The 22,707-nt window shown below is 74.5% G+C and carries 16 protein-coding genes and 1 pseudogene; 11 read left to right on the forward strand and 6 right to left on the reverse strand.

Annotated features, from left to right (window positions below; genetic code table 11):
- Positions 1-106: 106 nt before the first annotated feature.
- The 4 genes and pseudogenes from ABZ865_RS31845 to ABZ865_RS31860 all read left to right on the forward strand — a co-directional run.
- Positions 107-1,525 (forward strand): HEAT repeat domain-containing protein, encoded by a 1,419-nt coding sequence (locus ABZ865_RS31845; protein WP_361237973.1) that lies wholly within the window; start codon positions 107-109, stop codon positions 1,523-1,525.
- A 160-nt stretch (positions 1,526-1,685) separates the two neighbouring features.
- Positions 1,686-2,816 (forward strand): glycosyltransferase family 1 protein, encoded by a 1,131-nt coding sequence (locus ABZ865_RS31850; protein ID WP_361237976.1) that lies wholly within the window; start codon positions 1,686-1,688, stop codon positions 2,814-2,816.
- On the forward strand, positions 2,813-3,994 hold the full coding sequence (locus ABZ865_RS31855) for a glycosyltransferase (protein ID WP_361237979.1): 1,182 nt from the start codon (positions 2,813-2,815) through the stop codon (positions 3,992-3,994). The genes ABZ865_RS31850 and ABZ865_RS31855 overlap by 4 nt, the downstream gene beginning before the upstream one ends.
- Positions 3,991-4,827, forward strand: a pseudogene (locus ABZ865_RS31860) (SGNH/GDSL hydrolase family protein); the annotation flags it as partial. The gene ABZ865_RS31855 and the pseudogene ABZ865_RS31860, both read left to right, overlap by 4 nt.
- Before the next feature lie 167 nt (positions 4,828-4,994).
- Here ABZ865_RS31860 and ABZ865_RS31865 read toward each other — a convergent pair.
- The 5 genes from ABZ865_RS31865 to ABZ865_RS31885 form a co-directional block, all read right to left on the reverse strand.
- Positions 4,995-5,864, reverse strand: coding sequence for a biotin-dependent carboxyltransferase family protein (locus ABZ865_RS31865; protein WP_361237982.1), 870 nt, complete (start codon positions 5,862-5,864; stop codon positions 4,995-4,997).
- Positions 5,861-6,478, reverse strand: a complete 618-nt coding sequence (gene pxpB / locus ABZ865_RS31870; RefSeq protein ID WP_361238094.1) for a 5-oxoprolinase subunit PxpB — start codon at positions 6,476-6,478, stop codon at positions 5,861-5,863. Before pxpB ends, ABZ865_RS31865 begins: the two co-directional genes overlap by 4 nt.
- 104 nt (positions 6,479-6,582) lie before the next feature.
- The gene (locus tag ABZ865_RS31875) at positions 6,583-7,341 is read right to left on the reverse strand and encodes a 5-oxoprolinase subunit PxpA (RefSeq protein ID WP_361237985.1); all 759 of its coding nucleotides are present in this window, start codon (positions 7,339-7,341) and stop codon (positions 6,583-6,585) included.
- A 110-nt stretch (positions 7,342-7,451) separates the two neighbouring features.
- Positions 7,452-8,291 (reverse strand): putative hydro-lyase, encoded by an 840-nt coding sequence (locus tag ABZ865_RS31880; protein ID WP_361237988.1) that lies wholly within the window; start codon positions 8,289-8,291, stop codon positions 7,452-7,454.
- On the reverse strand, positions 8,288-9,607 hold the full coding sequence (locus ABZ865_RS31885) for an MFS transporter (RefSeq protein ID WP_361237990.1): 1,320 nt from the start codon (positions 9,605-9,607) through the stop codon (positions 8,288-8,290). Before ABZ865_RS31885 ends, ABZ865_RS31880 begins: the two co-directional genes overlap by 4 nt.
- A gap of 188 nt (positions 9,608-9,795) precedes the next feature.
- Here ABZ865_RS31885 and ABZ865_RS31890 point away from each other — a divergent pair, with 188 nt between their 5' ends.
- The 4 genes from ABZ865_RS31890 (at position 9,796) to ABZ865_RS31905 (ending at position 17,943) form a co-directional block, all read left to right on the forward strand.
- The gene (locus tag ABZ865_RS31890) at positions 9,796-10,503 is read left to right on the forward strand and encodes a GntR family transcriptional regulator (protein WP_361237993.1); all 708 of its coding nucleotides are present in this window, start codon (positions 9,796-9,798) and stop codon (positions 10,501-10,503) included.
- A 232-nt stretch (positions 10,504-10,735) separates the two neighbouring features.
- Positions 10,736-12,262, forward strand: a complete 1,527-nt coding sequence (locus tag ABZ865_RS31895) for a hypothetical protein (RefSeq protein WP_361237996.1) — start codon at positions 10,736-10,738, stop codon at positions 12,260-12,262.
- Between the two features lie 31 nt (positions 12,263-12,293).
- Positions 12,294-13,172: a hypothetical protein gene (locus ABZ865_RS31900; RefSeq protein WP_361237999.1), complete on the forward strand. Its 879-nt coding sequence runs from the start codon at positions 12,294-12,296 to the stop codon at positions 13,170-13,172.
- A gap of 67 nt (positions 13,173-13,239) precedes the next feature.
- Complete coding sequence (locus ABZ865_RS31905; protein ID WP_361238001.1) at positions 13,240-17,943, forward strand: hypothetical protein; 4,704 nt, start codon at positions 13,240-13,242, stop codon at positions 17,941-17,943.
- A gap of 58 nt (positions 17,944-18,001) precedes the next feature.
- Here the strand turns inward: ABZ865_RS31905 and ABZ865_RS31910 are convergent, their stop codons facing one another.
- On the reverse strand, positions 18,002-18,544 hold the full coding sequence (locus ABZ865_RS31910) for a hypothetical protein (protein ID WP_361238005.1): 543 nt from the start codon (positions 18,542-18,544) through the stop codon (positions 18,002-18,004).
- Between the two features lie 419 nt (positions 18,545-18,963).
- On the opposite strand from ABZ865_RS31910, the gene ABZ865_RS31915 reads away from it, so the two are divergent.
- The 3 genes from ABZ865_RS31915 to ABZ865_RS31925 are packed head-to-tail and all read left to right on the forward strand — an operon-like array spanning position 18,964 to position 22,685.
- Positions 18,964-21,849: a nitrate- and nitrite sensing domain-containing protein gene (locus tag ABZ865_RS31915; protein ID WP_361238007.1), complete on the forward strand. Its 2,886-nt coding sequence runs from the start codon at positions 18,964-18,966 to the stop codon at positions 21,847-21,849.
- Positions 21,846-22,280: a roadblock/LC7 domain-containing protein gene (locus ABZ865_RS31920; protein ID WP_361238010.1), complete on the forward strand. Its 435-nt coding sequence runs from the start codon at positions 21,846-21,848 to the stop codon at positions 22,278-22,280. The genes ABZ865_RS31915 and ABZ865_RS31920 overlap by 4 nt, the downstream gene beginning before the upstream one ends.
- A gap of 9 nt (positions 22,281-22,289) precedes the next feature.
- Positions 22,290-22,685 (forward strand): DUF742 domain-containing protein, encoded by a 396-nt coding sequence (locus ABZ865_RS31925; RefSeq protein WP_361238012.1) that lies wholly within the window; start codon positions 22,290-22,292, stop codon positions 22,683-22,685.
- The last annotated feature ends 22 nt before the right edge of the window (positions 22,686-22,707 follow it).

Raw genomic sequence — 22,707 nt, forward strand, 5'->3', positions numbered from 1 at the left:
ATGGTCTACAGCAAGCAAGAGACGGCGGGCGCTCCGACGTTGTGTCACGCGGCCAGGTAGTGCGTGTTCCCCGGTTGCGTCGACGCTTGATGTGAGGCTGTTTCCCATGTTCGATCCGGTCATAGCGCCCAGCGGTACGCTGCTCGGCCTGCTCCAGCGCGGCCGCGGCGACGGCACGCTGCACGCACTCACCGCCCCGCGCGCGGAAGCGCTCGCGGCCCTGAACCACTGCGTGCTCCACGACCCCCGCCACGACTGGCAGCTCGAGAACCGCTCCCTCTACTACGCCCGGCTCTTCCTCGACCTGAACGGCGAGCTGGACGCCATCGAGGCGCACCTCTTCGACGCCGAGGACCTCCTCGACACCGACGAGTCCCGCACCGGCCTCGCCCTGGCCGTCCTCGGCCATCTCGCCTCCTACGGCCGGCGGGACGCGCTCGAACTGCTGCGCAGGTACGCCGCCCACGGCTCCAACTGGGCCTGGGCGCTGGACGAGCTGGCCCTCAGGGACGACGACGCGGGCCTGCGCGCCCTCGCCGCCCCCGTCCTGGCCCGCTTTCCCGCCGACCCGGAGGGCGAGGCCGAGCTGGCCGCCGCCGTACGGGACGCCTTCGAGCCGAGGCCCTGGCGGCTGTGGGCCGAGGATCCGCGCGCGTCGATCGCCACGCGCGTGCGTGCCGCCCAGGAGACCGGCTGCTTCGACCGCTGGCAGCGCCAGATGGGGCCCGGCGGACCACGCCCGGGATGGAGCGTACGCGCCGTCTTCGAATGGGCCCAGCAGGGCGTCGAACGCGGCGCCGCCCTCCACGTCCCCGCCGCCCGCTGCCTGGTCGCCGTGGCCGGCCCCGAGGACCGCCCGGAGATCCTGCGGGCCGCCCGGACCGGCACCGAGGGCGCGCGCTGCACGGCGCTGCGCTACCTCGCCGACAGCAACGACCCCGACGCCCCCGACCTGATCGAGGCGGCGGTGGCCGACGGTACGACGCTCGTCGTGGAGGCCGCCGTGGACGCCTTCGAGCGGATGCGCAGCATCGCTGCCGTCGACCGCGCGCGCGGCTGGGCCCAGCGCCCCGACGCGCTCGGCGCCGCCGCCGGACGCATGCTCGCCTGCCGCGGCGGAGCACAGGACAGTGACCTCGTCCTCGGCGCGCTGCGCGAGACCGTGCGCGGGGAGGGCCCCGACGCGCCCACCCTGGGGACCCTCGTCGACGGCGCCGGACGCCTCGGCATCGCGTGCGCGGCCCCCGTGCTGCGGCACATCTACCGCGAGACGGCCTCCTCCCACCTCCGGGGCCACGCGGCCCGCGCCCTGGCCGCGACCGACCCCTCCTTCGCCGCCGGCTTCGCCGTCGAGTGCCTGTGGGACTGCGAGGAGACCACCCGCGAAGTGGCCGCCCGGCACGCCGAGACCGGCGACGCCCGGGTCGTCGAACGGCTCCGCCGGCTCGCCGCCGATCCGGCCGAGGAGGACGAGGTGCAGACGGCCGTCCGCAGCCGTATCGCACCCGAGGGGTCGGGTTCATGAACACCGCGTGACGCGCGGACCAGACGGGCATGGACAGCGAGGGGCCAACGGGGGACACGCCCTGACCTGCGAGCCTGTGCCGCACAACGCTCACGGGACGTTCCCCGTCCGGAAAGATCGAAGTTGACGCGGCCACGTCCGGCACGGCGACAACACCCGTATGCGTGTCGTCATCGTGACCGAATCCTTTCCCCCCGATGTGAACGGCGTGGCCCACTGCGCGTTCCAGACCGCCCGGCACCTCGTAGATCGCGGTCACCTCCCGCTCGTCGTCGCCCCCACCACCGCGCCCGGCACCAAGCCCGACGCGCTGGCGGAGCCCTGTCCCGTCGTCCGTGTCCCCTCCCTCCCGCTCCCCGGCTACCCCCAGGTCCGCGTCGCCCTCCCCAGCCGGCGCCTGGCCGCCGCGCTCACCGAGCACCGCGCCGACGTGGTCCACCTGGCCAGCCCCTTCGTCCTCGGCGTCCGCGGCATGGCCGCCGCCGCCCGGCTCGGCATCCCCGCCGTCGCCGTCTACCAGACCGACCTGGCCGGCTACGCCCGCACCTACATGGGGGCCGGCGAGGCGGCCGCCTGGCGCCGGATCCGCTCCGTGCACGCCGCCGCCGACATCACCCTGGCCCCCTCCAGCGCCGCCCAGCAGGACCTGGAGGAACACGGAGTGCCCCGGGTGCGGCTGTGGCCGCGCGGCGTGGACACCGTTCGTTTCCGGCCAGATCTGCGGGACGAGGCACTGCGCCGCGAACTCGCCCCGAACGGAGAGGTGATCGTCGGCTACGTCGGCCGGCTCGCCCCCGAGAAGCAGGTCGAACTCCTCGCCGGAGCCTGCGGCCTGCCGGGCGTACGGGTCGTGATCGTGGGTGACGGACCCAGCCACGCCCACCTCACCGAGGCCCTGCCCGGCGCGGTCTTCCTCGGCCGCCGCACCGGCGGCGAACTCGCCCGGATCTTCGCCTCGCTGGACGTGTTCGCGCACACCGGCCCCTTCGAGACCTTCTGCCAGACCGTGCAGGAGGCCATGGCCAGCGGTGTGCCGGTGATCGCGCCCGCCGCCGGCGGCCCGCTCGACCTGGTCGACCACGGCCGCACCGGACTCCTCGTCCCTCCGCGCGACGCGACCGCCGTACACGACGCCGTACGCACCCTGGCCGCCGATCCGCTGCTGCGCGCCGCGTACGGCGCCGCCGGGCGGGCCACCGTCGAGGGGCGCACCTGGGCCGCCGTCGGCGACCAGCTCATCACCCACTACGAGGACGTGCTCGCGGCACGGAAGACGGCGGTGGCGGTATGACCGGCCGACCCCTGCGCATCGTCCGGCTCGCCAACTTCGTCGCCCCGGCCTCCGGCGGCCTGCGCACCGCCCTGCGCGAACTCGGCCGGGGCTTCCTGGCGGCCGGACACGAGCCCGTGCTGATCGTGCCGGGCGAGCGGCACACCGACCGCGACACCGAGCAGGGCCGGGTCATCACCCTGCCCGGCCCGCTGCTGCCCGGCACCGGCGGCTACCGCGTCCTCACCGACAAGGGACGCGTTGCCGGCCTCCTGGAGGACCTGGCCCCGGACCGGCTGGAGGTCTCCGACCGCACGACCCTGCGGTGGACCGGCCGGTGGGCCCGGCGCGCCCGGGTACCCGCCGTGATGGTCTCCCACGAGACCGCCGACGGCGTCCTGCGCACCTGGGGACTGCCCGAGAACCTGTCCCGGCGCGCCGCCGACGCCCTCAACACCCGTACCGCGCACGTCTACTCGCGGATCGTGTGCACCACCGAGTTCGCCGAGCGCGAGTTCGTCCGCATCGGCGCGCGCAACGTCGTACGCGCCCCCCTGGGCGTCGACCTGATGGAACGTCACCCCGCCCTGCGCGACCCCGGCCTGCGCACACTCCACGCGCGCGTGGACGAGTCACTGCTCGTGATGTGCTCCCGGCTGTCCGTCGAGAAGCGGCCCGGCACCGCCCTGGACGCCCTGGACGCGCTGCTGCGCCGCGGGCGGCGGGCGGTGCTGGTGGTGGCGGGCGACGGACCGCTGCGCCCCCGGCTGGAACAGCGCGCGCGGGAACGCGGGCTGCCGGTGACCTTCCTGGGCCACCTCTCCGACCGGTCCGCCCTCGGCGCGCTCCAGGCGTCGGCCGACGTGTGCCTCGCACCCGGGCCCGCCGAGACCTTCGGGCTGGCCGCCCTGGAGGCCATGGCGTCCGGGACGCCCGTCGTGGCGAGCGCGTCCTCCGCGCTCCCCGAGGTGATCGGCACCGCCGGAGCGACCGCTGCCGATCACGGCGAGGCGTTCGCCGACGCCGTGGAGCTGCTCCTCGCGCGTCCCGAGCCCGCGCGGCGTGAGGCGGCACGCGCGCGTGCGGAGTGCTTCGGGTGGGGAGCGGCCGTGGAGGCGTTCCTCGCCGCCCACGACGCGGAGGTGCTCACGCGCGACGACACCCCGGCCCGCCCGGCCGTCCGGGAGGGCGTGGCATGAGACCCGTGCGCTTCGTGGCCCTCGGCGACTCCCTCACCGAGGGCGTGGGCGACCGGGTCGGCGACGGCTGGCGGGGCTGGGCCGCCCTGCTGGCCGGCGGCCTCGCGGCCGACCCCGGGCAGGCGGAGTTCACCAACCTCGCGGTCAGCGGCGCCCAGACCCTGGACGTGCTGGAACGGCAGACCCCGGCCGCCCTCGACCTGCGCCCGGACCTCGCGTCCGTCGTCATCGGCGTCAACGACACCCTGCGCGACACCTACGACATCCACGCGGTGGCCGCCCGCCTCGACCAGGTGTACGCCGCCTTCACCGCCCGGGGCACCACCCTGCTGACCGCCTGCCTGCCCGACCCCGGCGCGATGCTGGGACTCCCGGCCGCCCTCGCCCGCCCGCTGGCACGCCGGCAACGGGCGGTCAACGCGGTCGTCCACGCGCTCTCCGACCGGTACGGCGCGATCCACCTGCACGCCTCCGAGGGCGTCTGGCTCACCGACCGCGCCCTGTGGAGCGCGGACCGGCTCCACCCGGGCGAGCGCGGCCACCGGCAGCTCGCCGTCCGCTTCCACGCCCTGCTCACGGAGGCGGGCCTGGCCACCGGGGAACCGCCCTCGCCCGAACCGGAGTTCCCCGCGCCGACCCGCGCCGCGAGCCTGGTGTGGCTGGCCACCGCCGGCACCGGCTGGGTGGTCCGGCGCTGCACCGACCTGCTGCCCCAGCTGCTGAGGCTGGCCGCCGACGAACTACGGCACCGCGCGCGGGGCACCAGCTCGCGCCTCGACCTGCGCGCGGCCGCCTCGGTGTCGTCGGCGCTGGCCGCCCTCGCGGCGGCGGAGCGGTCGGACGCGCTCGTGGCGGCGGAGCGGCGGGACGCGCTCGTGGTGGCCGAGGGACCGCACGCGTTCGTGGTGGCGGACGGACCGCACGCCCTTGTGGTGGCGGAGGGGCCGGACGTGCCCGTAGTGGCCGAGGGGCCGCACGTCCCCGGGGCCGGCGCCGAGGCTCAGCGGCGCCGCACGGAGACGAACCTGACGGGCGTGCCGGGAACCGCCTGCGCGGCCGCCGGGAGGTCGGCGGTGCGGACCACGGCGATCACCGGGTAGCCCCCGGTGGTCGGATGGTCGGCCAGGAACACCACCGGCCGTCCGTCCGGCGGAACCTGGACCGCGCCGAGGACCATGCCCTCGCTGGGCAGCTCACCGGGCCGGGCCCGCTCCAGCGCGGGCCCCTCGGTGCGCAGCCCGATGCGGTTGCTCGCCGACGACACCCGGTACGCGCGCGTGGTCAGATCCCGGACCGCCCGCCCCGTGAACCAGTCCTCGCGCGGTCCCGGCGTCACCCGGAGCACGAGTTCGGCCGGCGGGCGCGGCTGCGGAACGGCGTCCACGCGCGCGGGAGGCCCGGCCGGGGTGCCGAGCGGCAGCACCGTGCCGTCCGTGAGCGGCGCCGGTCCGAGCCCGGACAGCAGGTCCGTGGCGCGGCTGCCGAGGACCGGCTCCACCGCGACACCGCCCGAGACGGCCACGTAGGCGCGGACGCCCGCCACGGCCGGTCCCACCTCCAGCAGTTCACCGGCGCGTACGACGACCGGGCCGCCCCAGGCCGCCGGGCGGCCGCCCACCGTGACGGCACAGGGCGCGCCGCCCACCGCGGCGGTCACAGTCGAACGGGGGCACACCGCACAGCCGTTGAGCGTGGTCTCCAGGACGGCCGCGTCCGGGGCGTTGCCGACCAGCCGGTTGACGAGGGCCGCCGCGAGCGGATCGAGCGCCCCGGAGCGGGGCACGCCGAGGTGCGCGTACCCGGGCCGTCCCCGGTCCTGCACCGTGGTCAGCGCCCCGGCCCGCACGACGACCAGCGCACGGTCGGTCATGCGTCCCCCACCGGGACGAAGCGCACGCGCGTGCCCGGGGACAGCAGCGCGGCCGGTACGCGCGTGTGGTCCCACAGCGGCGCGTCCGTGGTGCCGATCAGCTGCCAGCCGCCCGGCGAGGAGCGCGGGTACACGCCGGTGTACGGCCCCGCCAGCGCCACCGCACCGGCCGGAACCGCCGTGCGCGGGGTGGCCCGGCGCGGGACGTCGTAGCGCGCGGGTAGTCCGGTGAGGTAACCGAAGCCGGGCGCGAATCCGCAGAAGGCCACCGTGAACTGGGTGCCCGCGTGAATGCGGGCCACCTCGTCCTCGGTCACCTGCCAGTGGGCGGCGACCTCGGCGAGGTCTGGGCCGTCGTAGCGCACGGGCAGTTCGATCAGCTCACGCGCGCGTGGGGGAGCGGGAGGCACTTCGGAGGAGGTCAGTTCGGATGCCCAACGGACAGGATCCTCCAGACCGTCGAGCAGGACCGTACGCGCAGCCGGGACGATCTCGCGGACGGTCAGCGAGCCCTCCGCGCGGCGGCGCAGCAGCTCCATGTGCAGGGCCTGCGCCTGCTCGCCCGAGGTGACCTCGATGAGCAGCGCGTCGTCGCCGACGGGCAGGACCCTCAGGCGGCCGGGGTGCAGGTCACTTGGGTGGTCGGTGGGCGGGGCGCTCGAGTGGTCGTCGGGGTGGCCGAGGGGTGGGGTCGTCGTGCGGTCGACGGGCGGGGTCGTCATGCGAAGGCCTCCACCCGCACGCCCGCCGCGACCAGCCGCTCGCGCACCCGGCGGGCCAGCTCCACCGCCCCGGGTGTGTCGCCGTGCAGGCACAGCGAGCGCGCCCGGACCTGGATCCGCGCGCCGGAGTGCGCGGTGACCTCGCCGGAGCGCGCGAGGCCCACCGAGCGCTCCACGACGGCGTCCGGGTCGGCCACCACGGCGCCGTCCCGGTCACGCGGCACCAGCGTGCCCGCGTCGGTGTAGGCGCGGTCCGCGAAGGCCTCCGTGACGCCCCGCAGCCCCGCCTTCTCGGCCAGCTCCAGCAGCCGCGAGCCCGGCAGGCCCAGCACCGGCAGGGAGGCGTCCGCCAGGAGCACGCCGTCGACGACCGCGCGGGCCTGGTCCTCGTCGTGCACGACCCGGTTGTAGAGCGCGCCGTGCGGCTTGACGTACGCCACGCGCGCGCCCGCCGCGCGGGCGAACACCTCCAGGGCGCCGATCTGGTAGGCCACTTCGGCCGCCAGCTCGGCGGGCGGCACGTCCATCGCGCGCCGCCCGAACCCGGCGAGGTCCCGGTACGAGACCTGCGCGCCGATCGTCACCCCGCGTGCGGCGGCCAGCTCGCACACCCGGCGCATGGTGGCCGCGTCCCCGGCGTGGAACCCGCAAGCCACGTTGGCGCTGGTGACGACGGACAGCAGCCGTTCGTCGTCGGTCAGCCGCCAGCGGCCGAAGCCCTCGCCGAGGTCGGCGTTCAGATCGATCGCGGTCATGGTCTTCCGTGTCTCCGGTCCTCGTGTGCTGGGTGCTGTGTGCTGGGCGCTTCTGTGTTGTGTGCTGTTCGGTGTGCCGCGTGCCGCGTGCCGCGTGCCGCGTGTCGGTGTCAGTCGACGCCGACCACGCGGTACTGCTCGTCGCGGGCGTCGGTCAGGAACATCTGGCCCGGTGCGTGGGTGATGGCGAACGGCGGCCGGGAGGCCATCACCGCCGCCTGCGGGGTCACTCCGCAGGCCCAGAAGACCGGGATGTCGTCGGGACCGGGGTCCACCGGGTCGCCGAAGTCGGGCCGGCCGAGGTCCTCGACGCCGAGGGCCGCGGGGTCGCCGCAGTGCACGGGGCCGCCGTGGACGGCCGGCAGCAGGCTGCTCTCGCGGATCGCCGTGCGCAGGTGCTCCGGCGGCACCGGGCGCATCGACACCACCATGGGCCCGTGCAGCCGGCCCGCCGGGCGGCACTGCCTGCCGGTCACGTACATCGGCACGTTGCGGCCCTGCTCGACGTGCCGGATCGGGACGCCTGCCCCGGAGAGGACCCACTCGAAGGTGAAGCTGCACCCGAGCAGGAACGACACCAGGTCGTCCCGCCAGTGCGCCCGCACGTCCGTCGGCTCCTCCACCAGCTCGCCGTCCCGCCACACCCGGTAGCGCGGCAGATCGGTGCGCAGGTCCGCGCCCCGGGCGAGGACGGTCGTGACGGAACCCGCGTCCGTGACGTCCAGAACCGGACAGGGCTTGGGGTTCCGCTGGCAGAACAGCAGCATGTCGTACGCCCAGTCGGCCGGCACCGAGATCAGGTTGGCCTGTGTGTGACCGGCCGCGACACCGGCCGTGGGCCCGGCCAGGCCCTCCCGGAAGCGGCGCCGCGCGGTTTCCGGGCGCCACGCGTGCGCGTGCTCCTCGACGAGGGTGACCGGGCGGTCGTCGGTACGGTGCGGCCGCGTCATGCCAGCTCCTTCCCGCGTGTCTCGGGCAGCCCGAGCAGCGCCAGCGCCGCGAGGCCGTAGCCGACCGCGCCGAAGACCAGCGCACCGCCCACGCCCCAGCTGTCGGCCAGGAAGCCCACCAGGGTCGGGAAGACGGCGCCCACCGCGCGGCCCGTGTTGTACGTGAAGCCCTGCCCGGTGCCGCGCACCTCCGTCGGGTACAGCTCGCTCAGGTAGGAGCCGAAGCCGCTGAAGATGGCCGACATGCAGAAGCCGAGCGGGAAACCCAGCACCAGCAGCAGGGTGTTGGCGCCGTGCGGGATGTTCGCGTACGCCAGGACGCAGATCGCCGACAGCAGCGCGAACAGCCAGATGTTGCGGCGCCGGCCGAGCCGGTCGGTGAGGTGGCCGCCGGTCAGGTAGCCGAGGAAGGCTCCCGAGATCAGGAAGGTCAGATAGCCGCCGGTACCGACGACGGACAGGCCCCGCTCGGTCTTCAGGTACGTCGGCACCCAGGTCGCCAGCGTGTAGTAGCCGCCCTGGACACCGGTGGACAGCAGGCCCGCGAAGACCGTCGTGCGCAGCAGCCCGGGCTCGCCGTCCGTGCCGGGCCGGAAGATCGCCGCGAACGAGCCGCGCTGCGGGCTCTGTTCCCGGGCTGCCGTCGCCGCGGGCGCGTCGTGCACCCGGCGGCGCAGCCACACCACCAGGAGCGCGGGGAGCGCCCCGGTCCAGAACATGATGCGCCAGGCCAGATCGTCCCCGGCGAAGGAGAACACCAGTGTGTAGACGACCGCGGCCAGCGCCCAGCCGACCGCCCAGGAACTCTGGACCGCGCCGAGCGTGCGGCCCCGGTGCCTCGCGCTCGCGTACTCGGCGACCAGGATCGCCCCGACCGCCCACTCGCCGCCGAAGCCGAGGCCCTGGAGCGCGCGGAAGACCAGCAGCGTCTCGTAGTTGGGCGCGAAGCCGCAGGCCACGGTGAACACCGCGTACGTGATCACGGTGATCATCAGTGCCCGGACCCGGCCCACCCGGTCCGCGACCACGCCCGCCACGGCGCCGCCGATCGCGGAGACCACCAGCGTGACGGTGGTGAACAGGCCGGTCTGGCCGCTGTCCAGGCCGAAGTAGGCCGCGAGCGCCACCATGCTCAGCGGCAGCGTGAAGTAGTCGTAGGAATCCAGGGCATATCCGCCGAAAGCACCGGCGAACGCGCGCCGGCCGCGCGGGCCGAGGGCGCGCAGCCAGCCGAACGCGCCGTCCTCGGCGGCGCGTTCATTGAGTGGTGGCCGTACGCCTGACGTCACGGACCGGGGCGGAGGAGTCGTGCTCATGGGCACCTCGCAGAAAGGGGACGGAGGGTGCGGGGAACTGAGCAGTGCGGAGAACCGTGCCGAGGGCTGTGCGGTGAGCAGTCCGGAGCGCTGTGTGAGCGTGCCGTGCGGAGCACCGTAGAGGATCGTTCAACGATCCTTCAATACCCACGTTGTTTCGTTCCTGGGTCTGCGATTGAATTCCGGGCATGGCAGAGCAGCTGACGGGACTGGCCGACGACCGCGCCCTCCTGGGGCGCACCAGCACCGCCGAACGCGTCTCCGACATCCTCAGAAGCCGCATCGCCGAGGGCTATTTCCCGCCAGGCACACGCCTGTCGGAGGACAGCATCGGCGGGGCGCTCGGTGTGTCGCGCAACACCCTGCGCGAGGCGTTCCGGCTGCTCACGCACGAGCGACTCCTCGTCCACGAGCTCAACCGCGGTGTGTTCGTCCGGGTCCTGACCGTGGAGGACGTCGAGGACATCTACCGCACCCGGTCCCTGGTGGAGTGCGCCGTCGTGCGCGGGCTCGGCGAGCCGCCGTACGCGCTCGACCGCCTTGCCGCCGCCGTCAACGAGGGGCAGCTGGCCGCGCACGAGAATGACTGGAAATCGCTGGGCACGGCCAACATCCACTTCCACCGGGAACTGGTCGCGCTGGCCGGCAGCGAGCGCACCGACGAGCTGATGCGCAGCGTCTTCGCCGAGCTGCGGCTCGCCTTCCACGTCGTCGACGACCCGCGCCGGCTGCACGAGCCGTACCTCGTGCGGAACCGCCAGATCCTGGGGGCCCTCCAGGCCGGGGACCGGCGCGAGGCGGAGCGGCTGCTGGAGACCTACCTCGCCGACTCCCTGCGGCGGGTCGTGGAGGTCTACCGCCGACGGGTCGGCGAGGAAGGGCCCGGGGCGGGCTGACGACGGGTGGGGCGCGGACCCCGGGGAGGCCAGAGGAGGCCGGGGTGCCGACCCTGGCGGGGCCGGGGTGCCGATCGCGGCGAGGTCGGGGAGCCGATCGCGGCGGAGGCCGGGGAGCCGGTTCCGGCCGAGGGCCCGACCCCGTTCCCGCACGGTGTCTCGCGTCGCTGTGACGGCCGTCGCTTCTGTGGCGTTTGGGTCGATGTCAGACCGAGGACCTAATCTGTGCACCGTGACTTCGCCTGCATCGACGGACAGCGTTCCGCCCCAGCTCAGCGCGGGGCCGCGCCCGGCACCGGGCCCGGCCGCCGACGAGGGGCTGGCGCGGCGGCTGCGCGCGCTCGCCTGCACCGCGCCGCTGCACGACCTGGACGCGCGCAAGGCCAACCTGGCCGGCGAGTACTCGGTGTACGGCATGGCCGAGGTGGCCCTGGCCGCCATCGACCTGGTCACGCTGAACATGGACTTCGACACGGGCGCCGACCACGAACAGATAATCGCCCGGCTCGTCCCGCGCATCGCCGCCCAGGCCCCGCACCGGCCCACCGGTGAGCACGAGCGCGTGGCCCGCTGGGTCCTGGAGAACCTGATCAACGTCGGCAGCGTGGACCGCGGCTTCCGCGCGGTGTACGGCACGTTCGCGCCGGACGGCACCTATGTCCGGCGTGACTACGACTTCAAGCTGATCGAGGAGGTCCCCGGTCCCGGCGGCACGGTCTACCTGCGCACCACCGACGAAGCGGTCAACGTCCTCGTCGGCGCCCTGGACACCGACGTCACCAGCGCCCAGATCGCCGCCGAGGTCAAGCTGGAGGTGCTGATCAACCGTGGCCGGCTCGCCGACGCGCAGCTCGCCGCCGAGCAGGCCCGGTACCGCACCGTGCAGTACTCAGAGACCCTGCGCCGCGCCCTGGATGCCACCCGGCGCAACGTCCGCGCGGTCGACTGGCTCAACACCGTGCCCGACATGATCGCCGAGGCCCTCGACCACGTGGCCGACCGGTACCGCCACGAGAACGCGATCCTCACCAACATCCGCAAGGCCCGCGACGAGACCGAGGATCCCGAGCACAAGCGGCGCGCCGCCGAGCTGGTGGACATCGTCAAGGACTGCATCCGGCGGCACACCCAGCTCCAGTCGCGCCTGCTGGAGGCGGGCCCGCTCTTCCGCGCCGAACAGGACCGGCAGGCCTTCGCCACGCCCACGGCCACGTCCGGGATCGACCTGTACGGCCATCTCGTCGCGCCGGTGCTGCCGCTGCCTCTGGAACAGGCGATCCGGGTCACGGACGCGTTCTTCGCGAGGGGTACGGGGTTGCGTACTCCGGTGTCCGTGCGGGTGGGCGACCTCGTCGACATCCTGCTGACCCCGCCGGTCGAGCGGGAGCACCTGGGCGCCGAGATGCCCGAGCCCGACCTGATCGCGACACCGGACGACAGCCGCTTCAGCGAGGAACAGCTGGCCGCGGCCATGGAGTTGCTGGACCTGCCCGCCGACGCGCCGCGGAGGTTGTCGGGGCTGCTTGCGGAGGCGCGCAGACAGGATCCGGAACTGCCGTACCTGGTCGCGCTGCTGGCTGTGCACGCGGCCAGTCCCGCCGTGGGCACCGCGTACCGCCAGGGCGAGGAGAAGCTGCTGTTCGCCGTGGACGACGGGACCGAGCTGGACGATGCCGAGTTCGGCGGCGCCGATCTGATCGTCGGGACCGCGCTGCTGGACGCGGCGGGGATGGCGGCGGACCGGACGGAAGCAGCATGAGTGAACAAGAGCGCGACAAGGAGCCCAAGCCGTGAGCGAGCACGTCGAGTGGAGTGAGGCGGAGCCGACCGCCCCGTCGGCGACGACCGCCGTCACCCCCGCCGACGCCGCCGACGCGGCGCGGCTCGTCGCCTTCGGGCTGCAGCCCAAGCTGCAGCCCGCGCGCGACCAGGAGTACACCGAGCTGCTGCGCCGCTACCGCGACGACCCGGCGTTCGCGCGGCTCGCGGACGCCGTCGCCGCCGGCCTCGGGCTCGTCGTGCTGGAGGTGTCCCCGCGCGCGGGGATGGCCGTGACGGCCGCCGAGGACTCGGTGTTCGCCGTTCGCATGGGCGACTACGCGCGTCGTACCGCCACCGACTCCGGGGACCGCTTCCTGCACGGACTCGCCCATCTCGCCGTCGCCGCGCTGGCGTTCCCGCGCCCCGAGGACCTGGCCGACGACTCCTACATCGGCCGGGTCACCGTCAACGGCGTCGACGCCTTCGTGCGGCAGGCCTGCCGCCGGCTGGAGGAGCGCGCGGAGGAGCTGGGCGAGAACACCGACCCGGCCACCGACGCCCCCGGTCTGGAGGCGGCGTGGCGGATCTGGGCGAGACGCAGCGCCACCGGCGCCACCAAGGACGCGCGCCGGCCGGCCGCCTCCACCACGGGCATCGTGGCGAAGGCCGTCGCGTTCCTGACCGACTCGGGCTTCCTGCAGCGCACGGGCGACGACAACGGCGGCACGTATCGCACCACGGCCCGCTACCAGCTGCAGGTGCGCGACATGGCGGGCACCGCCGCGATGGCCGAACTGCTGGAGCTGGGGGTCGTCCCGGTCACCGACGGCTCGGCCAGCCTGCTGCCCGCCGAGGAGACCGACGACCTGGACCTGGTGGCCGACGCCGGGCTGCCGTTCCACTCCTGACGCTCCCGAAGCCGCCGCAACACCCGAACCACCGCACCTTTCCGAAGACTTAACGCGAGAGTCCGCCATGTACGAGCTGTCCCGGGTCCGCCTCTACTCCATCGGGCCCGCCGGTGCGCGCTACGCCGACACCGTGCTTGACCTGCGCGGCGTCGGCGAGCCCGTGCCCGACCCGGCGCCCACGCAGGCGGAGTTCTTCGAGGACGAGCCGGCCGGCCCGCCGCGCCGCCCCGCGCCCGCGGGCGTCCTGTTCCTGGAGAACGGCGGCGGCAAGTCCGTGCTGCTGAAGCTGATCTTCTCGGTGATGCTGCCGGGCCACCGCAACACCCTCGGCGGCGCCAGCTCCGGCGTGCTGCGCAAGTTCCTGCTCGCCGACGACTGCGGGCACGTGGCGCTGGAGTGGCAGCACGTGCAGACCGGCGAGTGCGTGGTCGTCGGCAAGGTCAGCGAGTGGCGCGGGCGCCAGGTCTCCAACGACCCGCGGAAGTTCGCCGAGGCCTGGTACTCCTTCCGGCCCGGCCCCGGCCTGAGCCTGGACAACCTGCCGGTCGCCGAGTCCACCGCCGTACGACCGCCCGTCGAGGGCGCCTCTGGTGCCCAGGGGCGCCGCCGCACCATGAAGGGCTTCCGCGACGCGTTCACCGAGGCGGGCAAGGCGTACCCGCATCTCGAAGTGCACTGGGAGGAGATCCACGACCGCTGGACCGAGCACCTCGGCGACCTCGGCCTCGACCCCGAACTCTTCCGCTACCAGCGCGAGATGAACGCCGACGAGGGCGAGGCGGCCGGCCTCTTCGCGGTCAAGAAGGACTCCGACTTCACCGACCTGCTGCTGCGCGCGGTCACCGACACCCGTGACACCGACGGCCTCGCCGACCTCGTCAGCGGGTTCGGCAACAAGCTGGGCCGGCGGGCCGAGCTGATCGCCGAACGCGAGTTCACGGCGGGCTCGGTCGACCTGCTCGGACGGATCGTCGAGGCCGCCGACGCCCGCTCACGCGCGCGTGACGTCCACGCGGGCGCCGAGCGGCGCACCCGCACGCTGGCCCGGCGGCTGTCCGCCCGGGCCGTGCGGGAGCGGGTGCGTGCCGCCGACCTCGCGCAGCGTGTCACGGCCGCCGCCTACGCCGTCACGCACTCCGAGGGCGCCCGCGAGCGCAGTTCCCTGGTCGCCGCCGAACTCGCCTACCGGCACGCCTCCCTGGCGCTCGCCGCAGCCGAGAAGTCCGCCGCCGCGCAGAAGCGCGAGCTGGCCGACGCGCGCACCCTGCACTCCGCCTGGCAGGCCGCCGAGGCCGTGCTGCGCCACCGCGCCGCCGCCGACCGCGTCGCGCGCGTGTCCGCCGCCATCCAGGAGGCCGAGCGGGACGCCGCGCCCGCGCTCGCCGCCCGCGCCAAGGCCGCCGTGGACCTCGTACGGGCCCTGCACGCGGCCGCCGAGAGCGCCGAGGCCCTCGCCAACGAGGAGGAGGAGCGCTCCGCCGCGCTCCAGGAGGTCAGCGACTCCGCCTACCGGGACTCCACGACCGCCGCCACCGAGGGCCAGCGCGCCCGCAGCGAGGCGGGCCACCTGCGCCAGCGCCTCACCGAGGTCGAACAGGAGACGGCGGAGGCCGTGCGCGTGGGCTGGCTGGACGACAGCGCCCCGGACGCGGACCCCGCGCGCGCGGCGCTCGCCGCCAGCGACGCCGAGAAGACCGCCGTGGCCGCCTGGGACGCGGCCCGCGAGGCCGCCCGCAAGGCGACCGAGCAGGCGCGCGAGGCGGCCTCCGCCGAGTCGCGCGCCGAGCTGACCGCGGCCCGCGCGGCGGACGCGGCGACCGCGGCCGAACGGGCCCACGAGGCCGAGCAGCGGCTCGCCGAGGCCCTGGCCGCCGAGGAACGGCTCGCGGAGCTGCTGAGCCTGCCGGGAGCGTCCGGCACGGCCCGGGCCGGGGTGCCCGGCCCCAGGACGGGAGCAGCGGACGACGCGTCCGACGGCCAGGGCGCGGACGCGGCCGGTGCGGCCGCGCGCCGCGGCGACGAGTCCGAGGGCGCCCACTCCCGCGCCGACGGCCCGCTAACCCCCGAGGAACTCGACCGCTTCGCCGACGAGTTGCGCACCCTTCTCGACGACGCCGTGTCGGCCGCCGAACGGCACCTCTTCGAACTGCGCACCGCCGCCGCCGACGACGCCCGCATCCTCGGCGCCCTCGGCGACGGCGGGCTGCTGCCGCCCGGACCGGACGTGCTGGCCACCGTGGAGTTCCTCGGCGAGCACGGCATCCCCGCGCTGCCCGGCTGGCGCTACCTGGCCCAGGCCGTCGACCCCGCCGACCACGCGCGCGTGCTCGCCGCCCGCCCAGAACTGGTCGACGGTGTGATCATCACCGACCCGGACACGCACGCGCGTGCCCGCGACGCGCTCAGCGACGCCGCCCTGCTGCCGCGTTCCGCCGTGGCCGTCGGCACGGCCGCCGCCCTGCTCGCTCCGACCCCGGCCCCCGACGCCACCCCCGGGGACGTCTTTCTCGTCCCGCCGAACCCGGCCATGCACGACGAGCATGCGGCCGACGAGGAACGCCAGGCACTGCGCGCACGGGCCACCGAGCGCGACGAGGAGATCCGGGCGCTCGCCGCCCGGCTCGGCAAGGACCGCGAACTGGCCGCCCGGCTCGCCTCCTGGCGCACCGGCTGCCCGGTCGGACGGCTCACCGAACTCGCCGAGACCGCCCAGGAGGCGCGCGCCTTCGCCGAGGAGGCCGAGGCCGAACTCGCCGAGACGCGCACCACGCGCGCGGAGGCCGACGAGGCCGCCGCCGAGGCCACCCAGGTCCGCGACGAGCGGCAGGAGGCCGCGCAGAAGGCCCGCCGCGCCGCCGACGCCCTCGCCGGGCTCGCCTACCGCCTGCGCGAGCGCGCCGGCTGGCAGGTCAAGCTCCGCGAACTCGCCGACGAGGCAGCTGAGTCGGAGGGCCGTGCCCAGGCCTGCCTGGACCGGGCCCGCGCCGCAGACGAGGACCGCCGCGCCGCCCAGCGCGCCGCCGACGACGCCCGCCGCACCGCGCGTGCGCTGCGCGCCGAGCGCTCCGAGATCGCGGGCGCCCCCGACGACGTACCGGAGAGCGAGGCGGACGCGCCGAAGGCGTCCCTGCCCGCCCTCCGCGAGGCCTACCGCGCCGCTTCCCAGGTGTACGAGAAGGTCGGCGTCGGCGCCGACCTGCGCGCCGAACAGGCCCGTGCGGAGAGCGACGAGAGCGCCGCCCGCGCCGAACTGGACCGGCTCAGCAACAAGGTCCGCACGCGCGCCGAACAGCTGCTCCAGTCGCCCGACGGCTCCGACGGCCCCTCCCGGCAGGCGGCCGCCGCGCGCGCGGAGGAGCTGGTGCAGCTCCTGGAGACCCGTATGTCGACCGCGAGCGAGCAGCTCGGCCGGCTGCGCGGTGAGGCCGAGCGGCACGCCCCCGAGGACGGCGAGGCGCACACCGAGCTGCCCGAGGAGCTGGTCCCGCGCGACGCCGAGCACGCCCAGGCGCTGCTGCGCACCGCCACGGCCGAACTCGCCGCCCGCACCGAGGCGCTGGCCGAGGCCCGCGAGGCGCACGCCGAGCTGCTGGAGGCCCACCGGGCCGCCGAGGACGCGGCCGGCGGCTTCGACGAGATCGCCGCGATGCTCCGCGACCTGCTGCGCGAGCACACCCCCGAGGAGGAGCAGGAGGAGCCGGAGCCGTACCCCGGCAGCCTGGAGGAGGCCCGGCACTCGGCTGCCGAGGCCCGCCGCTCGCTGCGCGGCTGCGCCGCCGACCTGTCCGCCGCCGAGGCGGCCGTACGCGAGGCGAGCGACGTCCTCGTCCGGCACGCCAACTCCACGCGCTACGAGCAGGTCCGCACCCCCGCCCGGCAGCAGATCCGCGAGCTGCCCGCCGCCACGCTGCCCGAGCACGCCCAGAAGTGGGCGGACGCCTTCGCGCCCCGGCTGCGCGTCCTCACCGACGAGCTGGCGCAGCTGGAGCGCAACCGCGACTCGATCGTGGACCGGCTGCGCGGGCTCGTCGAATCGGCGCTGGCGACGCTCCGGTCCGCCCAGCGGCTCTCCCGGCTGCCCGAGGGGCTCGGCGAGTGGTCCGGGCAGGAGTTCCTGCGCATCCGCTTCGAGGAACCCGACCAGGCCACGCTCACCGAACGGCTCGGCGAGGTCATCGACGAGGCCACGCGCGCGGCCGTGAAGAAGAACTCCGACTTGCGCCGCGACGGCATGTCCCTGCTGCTGCGCGGCGTCGCCGCCGCGCTCCAGCCGAAGGGCGTGGCCGTCGAGATCCTCAAGCCGGACGCCGTGCTGCGCGCCGAGCGGGTCCCCGTCGGACAGATGGGCGACGTGTTCTCGGGCGGTCAGCTGCTCACCGCCGCCATTGCCCTGTACTGCACGATGGCCGCCCTGCGCTCCAACGACCGGGGACACGACAAGCACCGGCACGCCGGCACGCTGTTCCTGGACAACCCCATCGGCCGCGCCAACGCGACGTACCTGCTGGAGCTTCAGCGGGCCGTGTCCGACGCGCTAGGTGTGCAACTGCTGTACACCACGGGCTTGTTCGACACGACCGCGCTCGCCGAGTTCCCGCTGGTCATCCGGCTGCGCAACGACGCCGACCTCAGAGCGGGCCTGAAGTACATCAGCGTGGAGGAACACCTCCGGCCCGGGTTGCCCCAGCAGCCCCAGGCCGGAGAAGCGGTGCACAGCGAGATCACGGCGACACGGATGTTCAAGCGGCCGGCCTCGGCCACAGGTTGATCACCGTCCGCGCCGGTGTGGCACGCCTGCCTGGCGTCGCTGGCCCGCCATCCGAAGGTCACGAGTGGGACAGCTGTCCGGCGCCGCTCTGGTGGCGTATTCGCTCCTGATCCTGCAGGGCGGCCCGCTCCCGTCGCCGTGCGGCGCGGCGCTCCCGGCGGAGCGAGCGGGCCGTGCTGCTCGGCTCGGAGACCACGCCGTAGCGCTGGTTCCACACCTGGCGGGTCACCCACACGTCGACCACCGCCCAGGTGGCCACCACCGTGCTGGCCACGCTGCTGATGACCATCGGGAACGCCAGCCAGGACCCGGCCAGCGTGCACAGGAACGCCACCATGGCCTGGATCAGCGTCACCGCGATGATCAGCACCGCCCGCACCGCGGCCGTGCGCACCGGATCGGGCATCCGATACCGTCGCGCGGGCTCCTCGACCCACAGGGGCCGGTACGGCGACGGCTGCGCGTCGGCGGACTCCCGCCCACGCTCCCCGGCACGCCGACGCTCCGGAATGTCGCGATCGGGCGCCCCCTGCTCCCGCCGCGTCGCCGAGCGCACCGCCATGCTCTCCTCGGGCGCCTCGCGCCGCTCCGCCGTGCCCATCACCGTGTCACTCCCCACCGCCGGCAGACCGCTCGCCCCGGTGTCCGAAGACACCGACCCCCAGTGGCTGCCCGGCTTGCGTTCTTTTACGCCGCCGGGGTGCGGGATGCGGCTCCTGTGGCCGATTCCGCCCCCATTTCCCATAGAGAAGGACGAACAACTCTCCTCGAAGATTCCCATCTTGCGAAAAATTCCGGCCAACCGACTGTCTGTACCGCTTCGGTCGGCATCCCCCAGGGGCCACGCATGACGGGGACAATCTCCCGCAATGCCCGGACAACTCGCCATGTCTCGCCGCTGATGCGGAAGTTCAGCCTCCGGACAAGTCTTCGAGTTAACTGTGAGGCGGTAGTAGGCTCGCGCCGTTTGTTGACGCACATGTGTACCCCCGGCCGGCGGGGGTCGAGCTGGGGGAGGCCATGCGCTTTCGCGGGAAGTCGATCCGCCGGAAGATCGTGGCGCTGCTTCTCGTGCCGCTGGTGTCCCTGACCGTCATCTGGGGCTTCGCCACGGTGCTCACAGGGCGTGAAGTCGCCCAGCTCTTCCGGGTGTCCGACACCGTCCAGGACATCGGCTACCCCACCGAGGACACCGTCCGCGTCCTGCAGCAGGAGCGCCGCCAGACCCTCGTCTACCTCGCCGACCCGCGCGCCGCCGACGCCCTGTCCGCGCTGCACCGCACCCGCACCGCCAGCGACCACGCCATCACCAGGATCCGCGCGAACGCCAAGGACCACGACATCGTCGACGGGCTGGACGCGGACGACAGCGAGCGCCTCACCACCGTCCTGGACGCCTTCGACGGCCTCGACTCGCTGCGCCGCAGCGTCGAGGAGCGCACGGTCACCCGCGCCCAGGCCTACAACCTCTACAACCGCCTCGTCGACCCCTGCTTCTCCCTCCTCGCGGCCCTCGACACCATCGACGACGTCCAGATGGACAAGCAGGCCGGCGCGCTGGTGAACATCAGCCGCGCCCGTGAACTGCTCTCCCGCGAGGACGCCCTGCTCGGCTCCGCGCTGGTGGTCGGCAGGCTCTCGCACGACGAGACCCGAGACATCTCCGACCTCGTCGCCCAGCGCACCCTCCTGTACGACATCAGCCGGCCGCTGCTGCCCGCCGCCGAGCGCGAACGCTACGAACGGTTCTGGAGCAACGCCACCACCGCACCGCTGCGTTCGGCCGAGAAGACCGTCGTCCGCACCGACTCCGGCACCCTCCGCGGCGTCTCCGCCCAGAGCTGGGACTCCGCCGCGGCAAGCGTCCTCGACGAACTCGGCACCCTCGACGACCAGGTCGGCGACCGCTTCCAGGACCGCATGCGTCCCGTGGCCGTCAGCGTCATCGCGCAGGCGGCCGTCGCCGGCCTCCTCGGTCTCGTCGCCGTCCTGCTCTCCATCGTCCTGTCCGTACGCATCGGCCGCAGCCTGATCCGCGACCTGCGGCAGTTGCGCCTGGAGGCGCACGAGGCGTCCGGGGTGCGGCTGCCCAGTGTCATGCGCCGCCTGTCCACCGGGGAACAAGTCGACGTCGAGACCGAGGTACCCCGGCTGGAGTACGACAAGAACGAGATCGGCGAGGTCGGCCAGGCCCTCAACACCCTCCAGCGTGCCGCCGTCGAGGCCGCCGTCAAGCAGGCCGAACTGCGGGCCGGCGTCTCCGAGGTCTTCGTCAACCTCGCCCGCCGCAGCCAGGTGCTGCTGCACAAGCAGCTCACCCTGCTCGACACCATGGAACGCCGGACCGAGGACACCGACGAACTCGCCGACCTCTTCCGCCTGGACCACCTCACCACCCGCATGCGCCGGCACGCCGAGGGCCTGGTGATCCTCTCCGGCGCCGCGCCGTCGCGGCAGTGGCGCCGCCCCGTGCAGCTGATGGACATCGTGCGGGCCGCCGTCGCCGAGGTCGAGGACTACGAGCGCGTCGAGGTCCGGCGTCTGGCTCGCGTCGCCGTCACCGGCCCCGCCGTCGCCGACCTCACCCATCTCGTGGCCGAACTCCTGGAGAACGCCACGGTCTTCTCGCCCCCGCACACCGCCGTCCAGGTCCTCGGCGAGCGGGTCGCCAACGGCTTCACCCTGGAGATCCACGACCGCGGTCTCGGCATGACGGCCGAGGCCCTGCTGGACGCCAACCTCCGGCTCGCCGAGACCCCCGAGTTCGAGCTGTCCGACACCGACCGGCTCGGCCTGTTCGTGGTCAGCCGGCTCGCCCAGCGACAGAACGTCCGGGTCTCCCTCCAGCCGTCCCCCTACGGCGGCACCACCGCCGTCGTCTTCATCCCCGACGCGCTGCTGACCGACGACGTGCCGGACACCAACGGCGTCGGCTTCCGCCTCGACCGGGACCGGTCCGCCAAGCACGCCAGGCAGTCGTCCGGCCGCACCGTCGCCGGGTCGCAGGCACCCGCGCTGCCCGGCCTGCCGACCTCCCTGCTGGACGGCCCGGTCGAACTGGAGGCACCGGTGGACCTCGACGCCCTCGACGACTTCCCCGGCGCCCTGACGGACGACGACAGCGAGCGCGGCGGACTGTTCCGCCCCCGCCGTCCCCTCGCCCCCGCCGACGACCGGGCCGCCGTCCGGCCTGCCGAACCGCTCCAGCAGCCGTTCTCCCGAAGCGCGGAGGACACCGAGGCAGACGACCGTCTCCTGGGCCCTGTACCGCTGCCCCGGCGGGGGACCCCCAAGCTGGTCAGCTCGCACGGCAAGCCCGTCACCGAGCAGCGGCCCCGGCGTGGCGGCCTGGGCGAGCCGCCCGAAGCCGGCCAGCGCCGCTCCGACCCGGGCGGACCGCCCCCGCTGCCCTCCCGCCGCCGCGGCGACGCGGTACGCCGAGCGGCCGGCCGCGCAGACCGTGCCGATCGCGTCGAAGAGCGCCCGATACCGGCCGATCTGCGCCCGGCGGCTGTCGACGACCGCCCCCCGACGCCCCTGGCCGGCCCGGACGAGACCTCCCAGGTCCCGGCCCTGCCCCGACGGACCCCGCCCCCGGCGGCCGCCTCCGAAGGCGGCCCGGGCGCCGGCACCCCGCCCACCGGCGACGCGACCCCCGGGCCCGGAACCGGCACCGGCCCGCTGCCCCGGCGCGTCCGCCAGGCCAGCCTGGCCCCGCAGCTCAAGAAGGACCCCGAACGGCGCACCGAACCCGCGGACCGGGCGACCGATCGCGACGCCGACGAGGTCCGCAGCCGCATGGCGTCGCTCCAGCGCGGCTGGCAGCGTGGCCGTGAGGAGAACGCCGCGGGCGACGGGGCCCGTAACGGCTCAGCACAAGGAACGACTAAGGGGGACGGTCGATGACCGCACCGAAGGTGACCGACCACTCGGCGACGAACAAGGGGGAGCTGAACTGGCTCCTCGACGACCTCGTCGACCGCGTCGCGAGCATCCGCAAGGCCGTCGTGCTCTCCGGCGACGGCCTGGCCACGGGGGTGTCCAAGGACCTGACCAGGGAGGACAGCGAGCACCTGGCCGCCGTAGCGTCCGGCTTCCACAGCCTCGCCAAGGGCGTGGGCCGCCACTTCGACGCGGGCGCGGTCCGGCAGACCGTCGTCGAACTCGACGACGCCTTCCTGTTCGTGACCGCAGCCGGTGACGGCAGCTGCCTCGCGGTCCTCTCGGACGCCGACTCCGACGTCGGGCAGGTCGCCTATGAGATGACGCTCCTGGTCAAGCGGGTCGGCGTGCATCTGGGTGCCGCTCCGCGCACCGATCTGCCCGCAGGCGGGTAGTGGGATGACATGAGCGCAGACGGTCAGGGAACAAGCCACTGGTTCGATGACGAGGCCGGACCGGTCGTCCGTCCGTACGCCATGACACGCGGCCGCACCACCAGTGCCGGCCAGCACCGTCTCGACCTGATCGCGGTGGTCGTCACGGAGCCCGGCGCGGGCGATCCGGAGGCGGACCCGACGCTCGCCCCGGAGCACGTGGAGATCGTCGGACTCTGCCGTACGGACCCGCAGTCCGTCGCCGAAATCGCCGCGGAACTCGACCTGCCCATCGGCGTCGTGCGGGTCCTCGTCGGAGACCTCGTGGACGCCGAACTCGTTCATGTGACGCGCCCGGTCCCCCCGGCCGAGCTGCCGGACGAGAGTATTCTGCGCGATGTGATCAACGGCCTCCGGGCGCTGTGACCGGCGCGGAAGCGGAGTAGTG

The sequence above is a fragment of the Streptomyces sp. NPDC047085 genome (assembly GCF_040643735.1).
GTDB lineage: Bacteria > Actinomycetota > Actinomycetes > Streptomycetales > Streptomycetaceae > Streptomyces.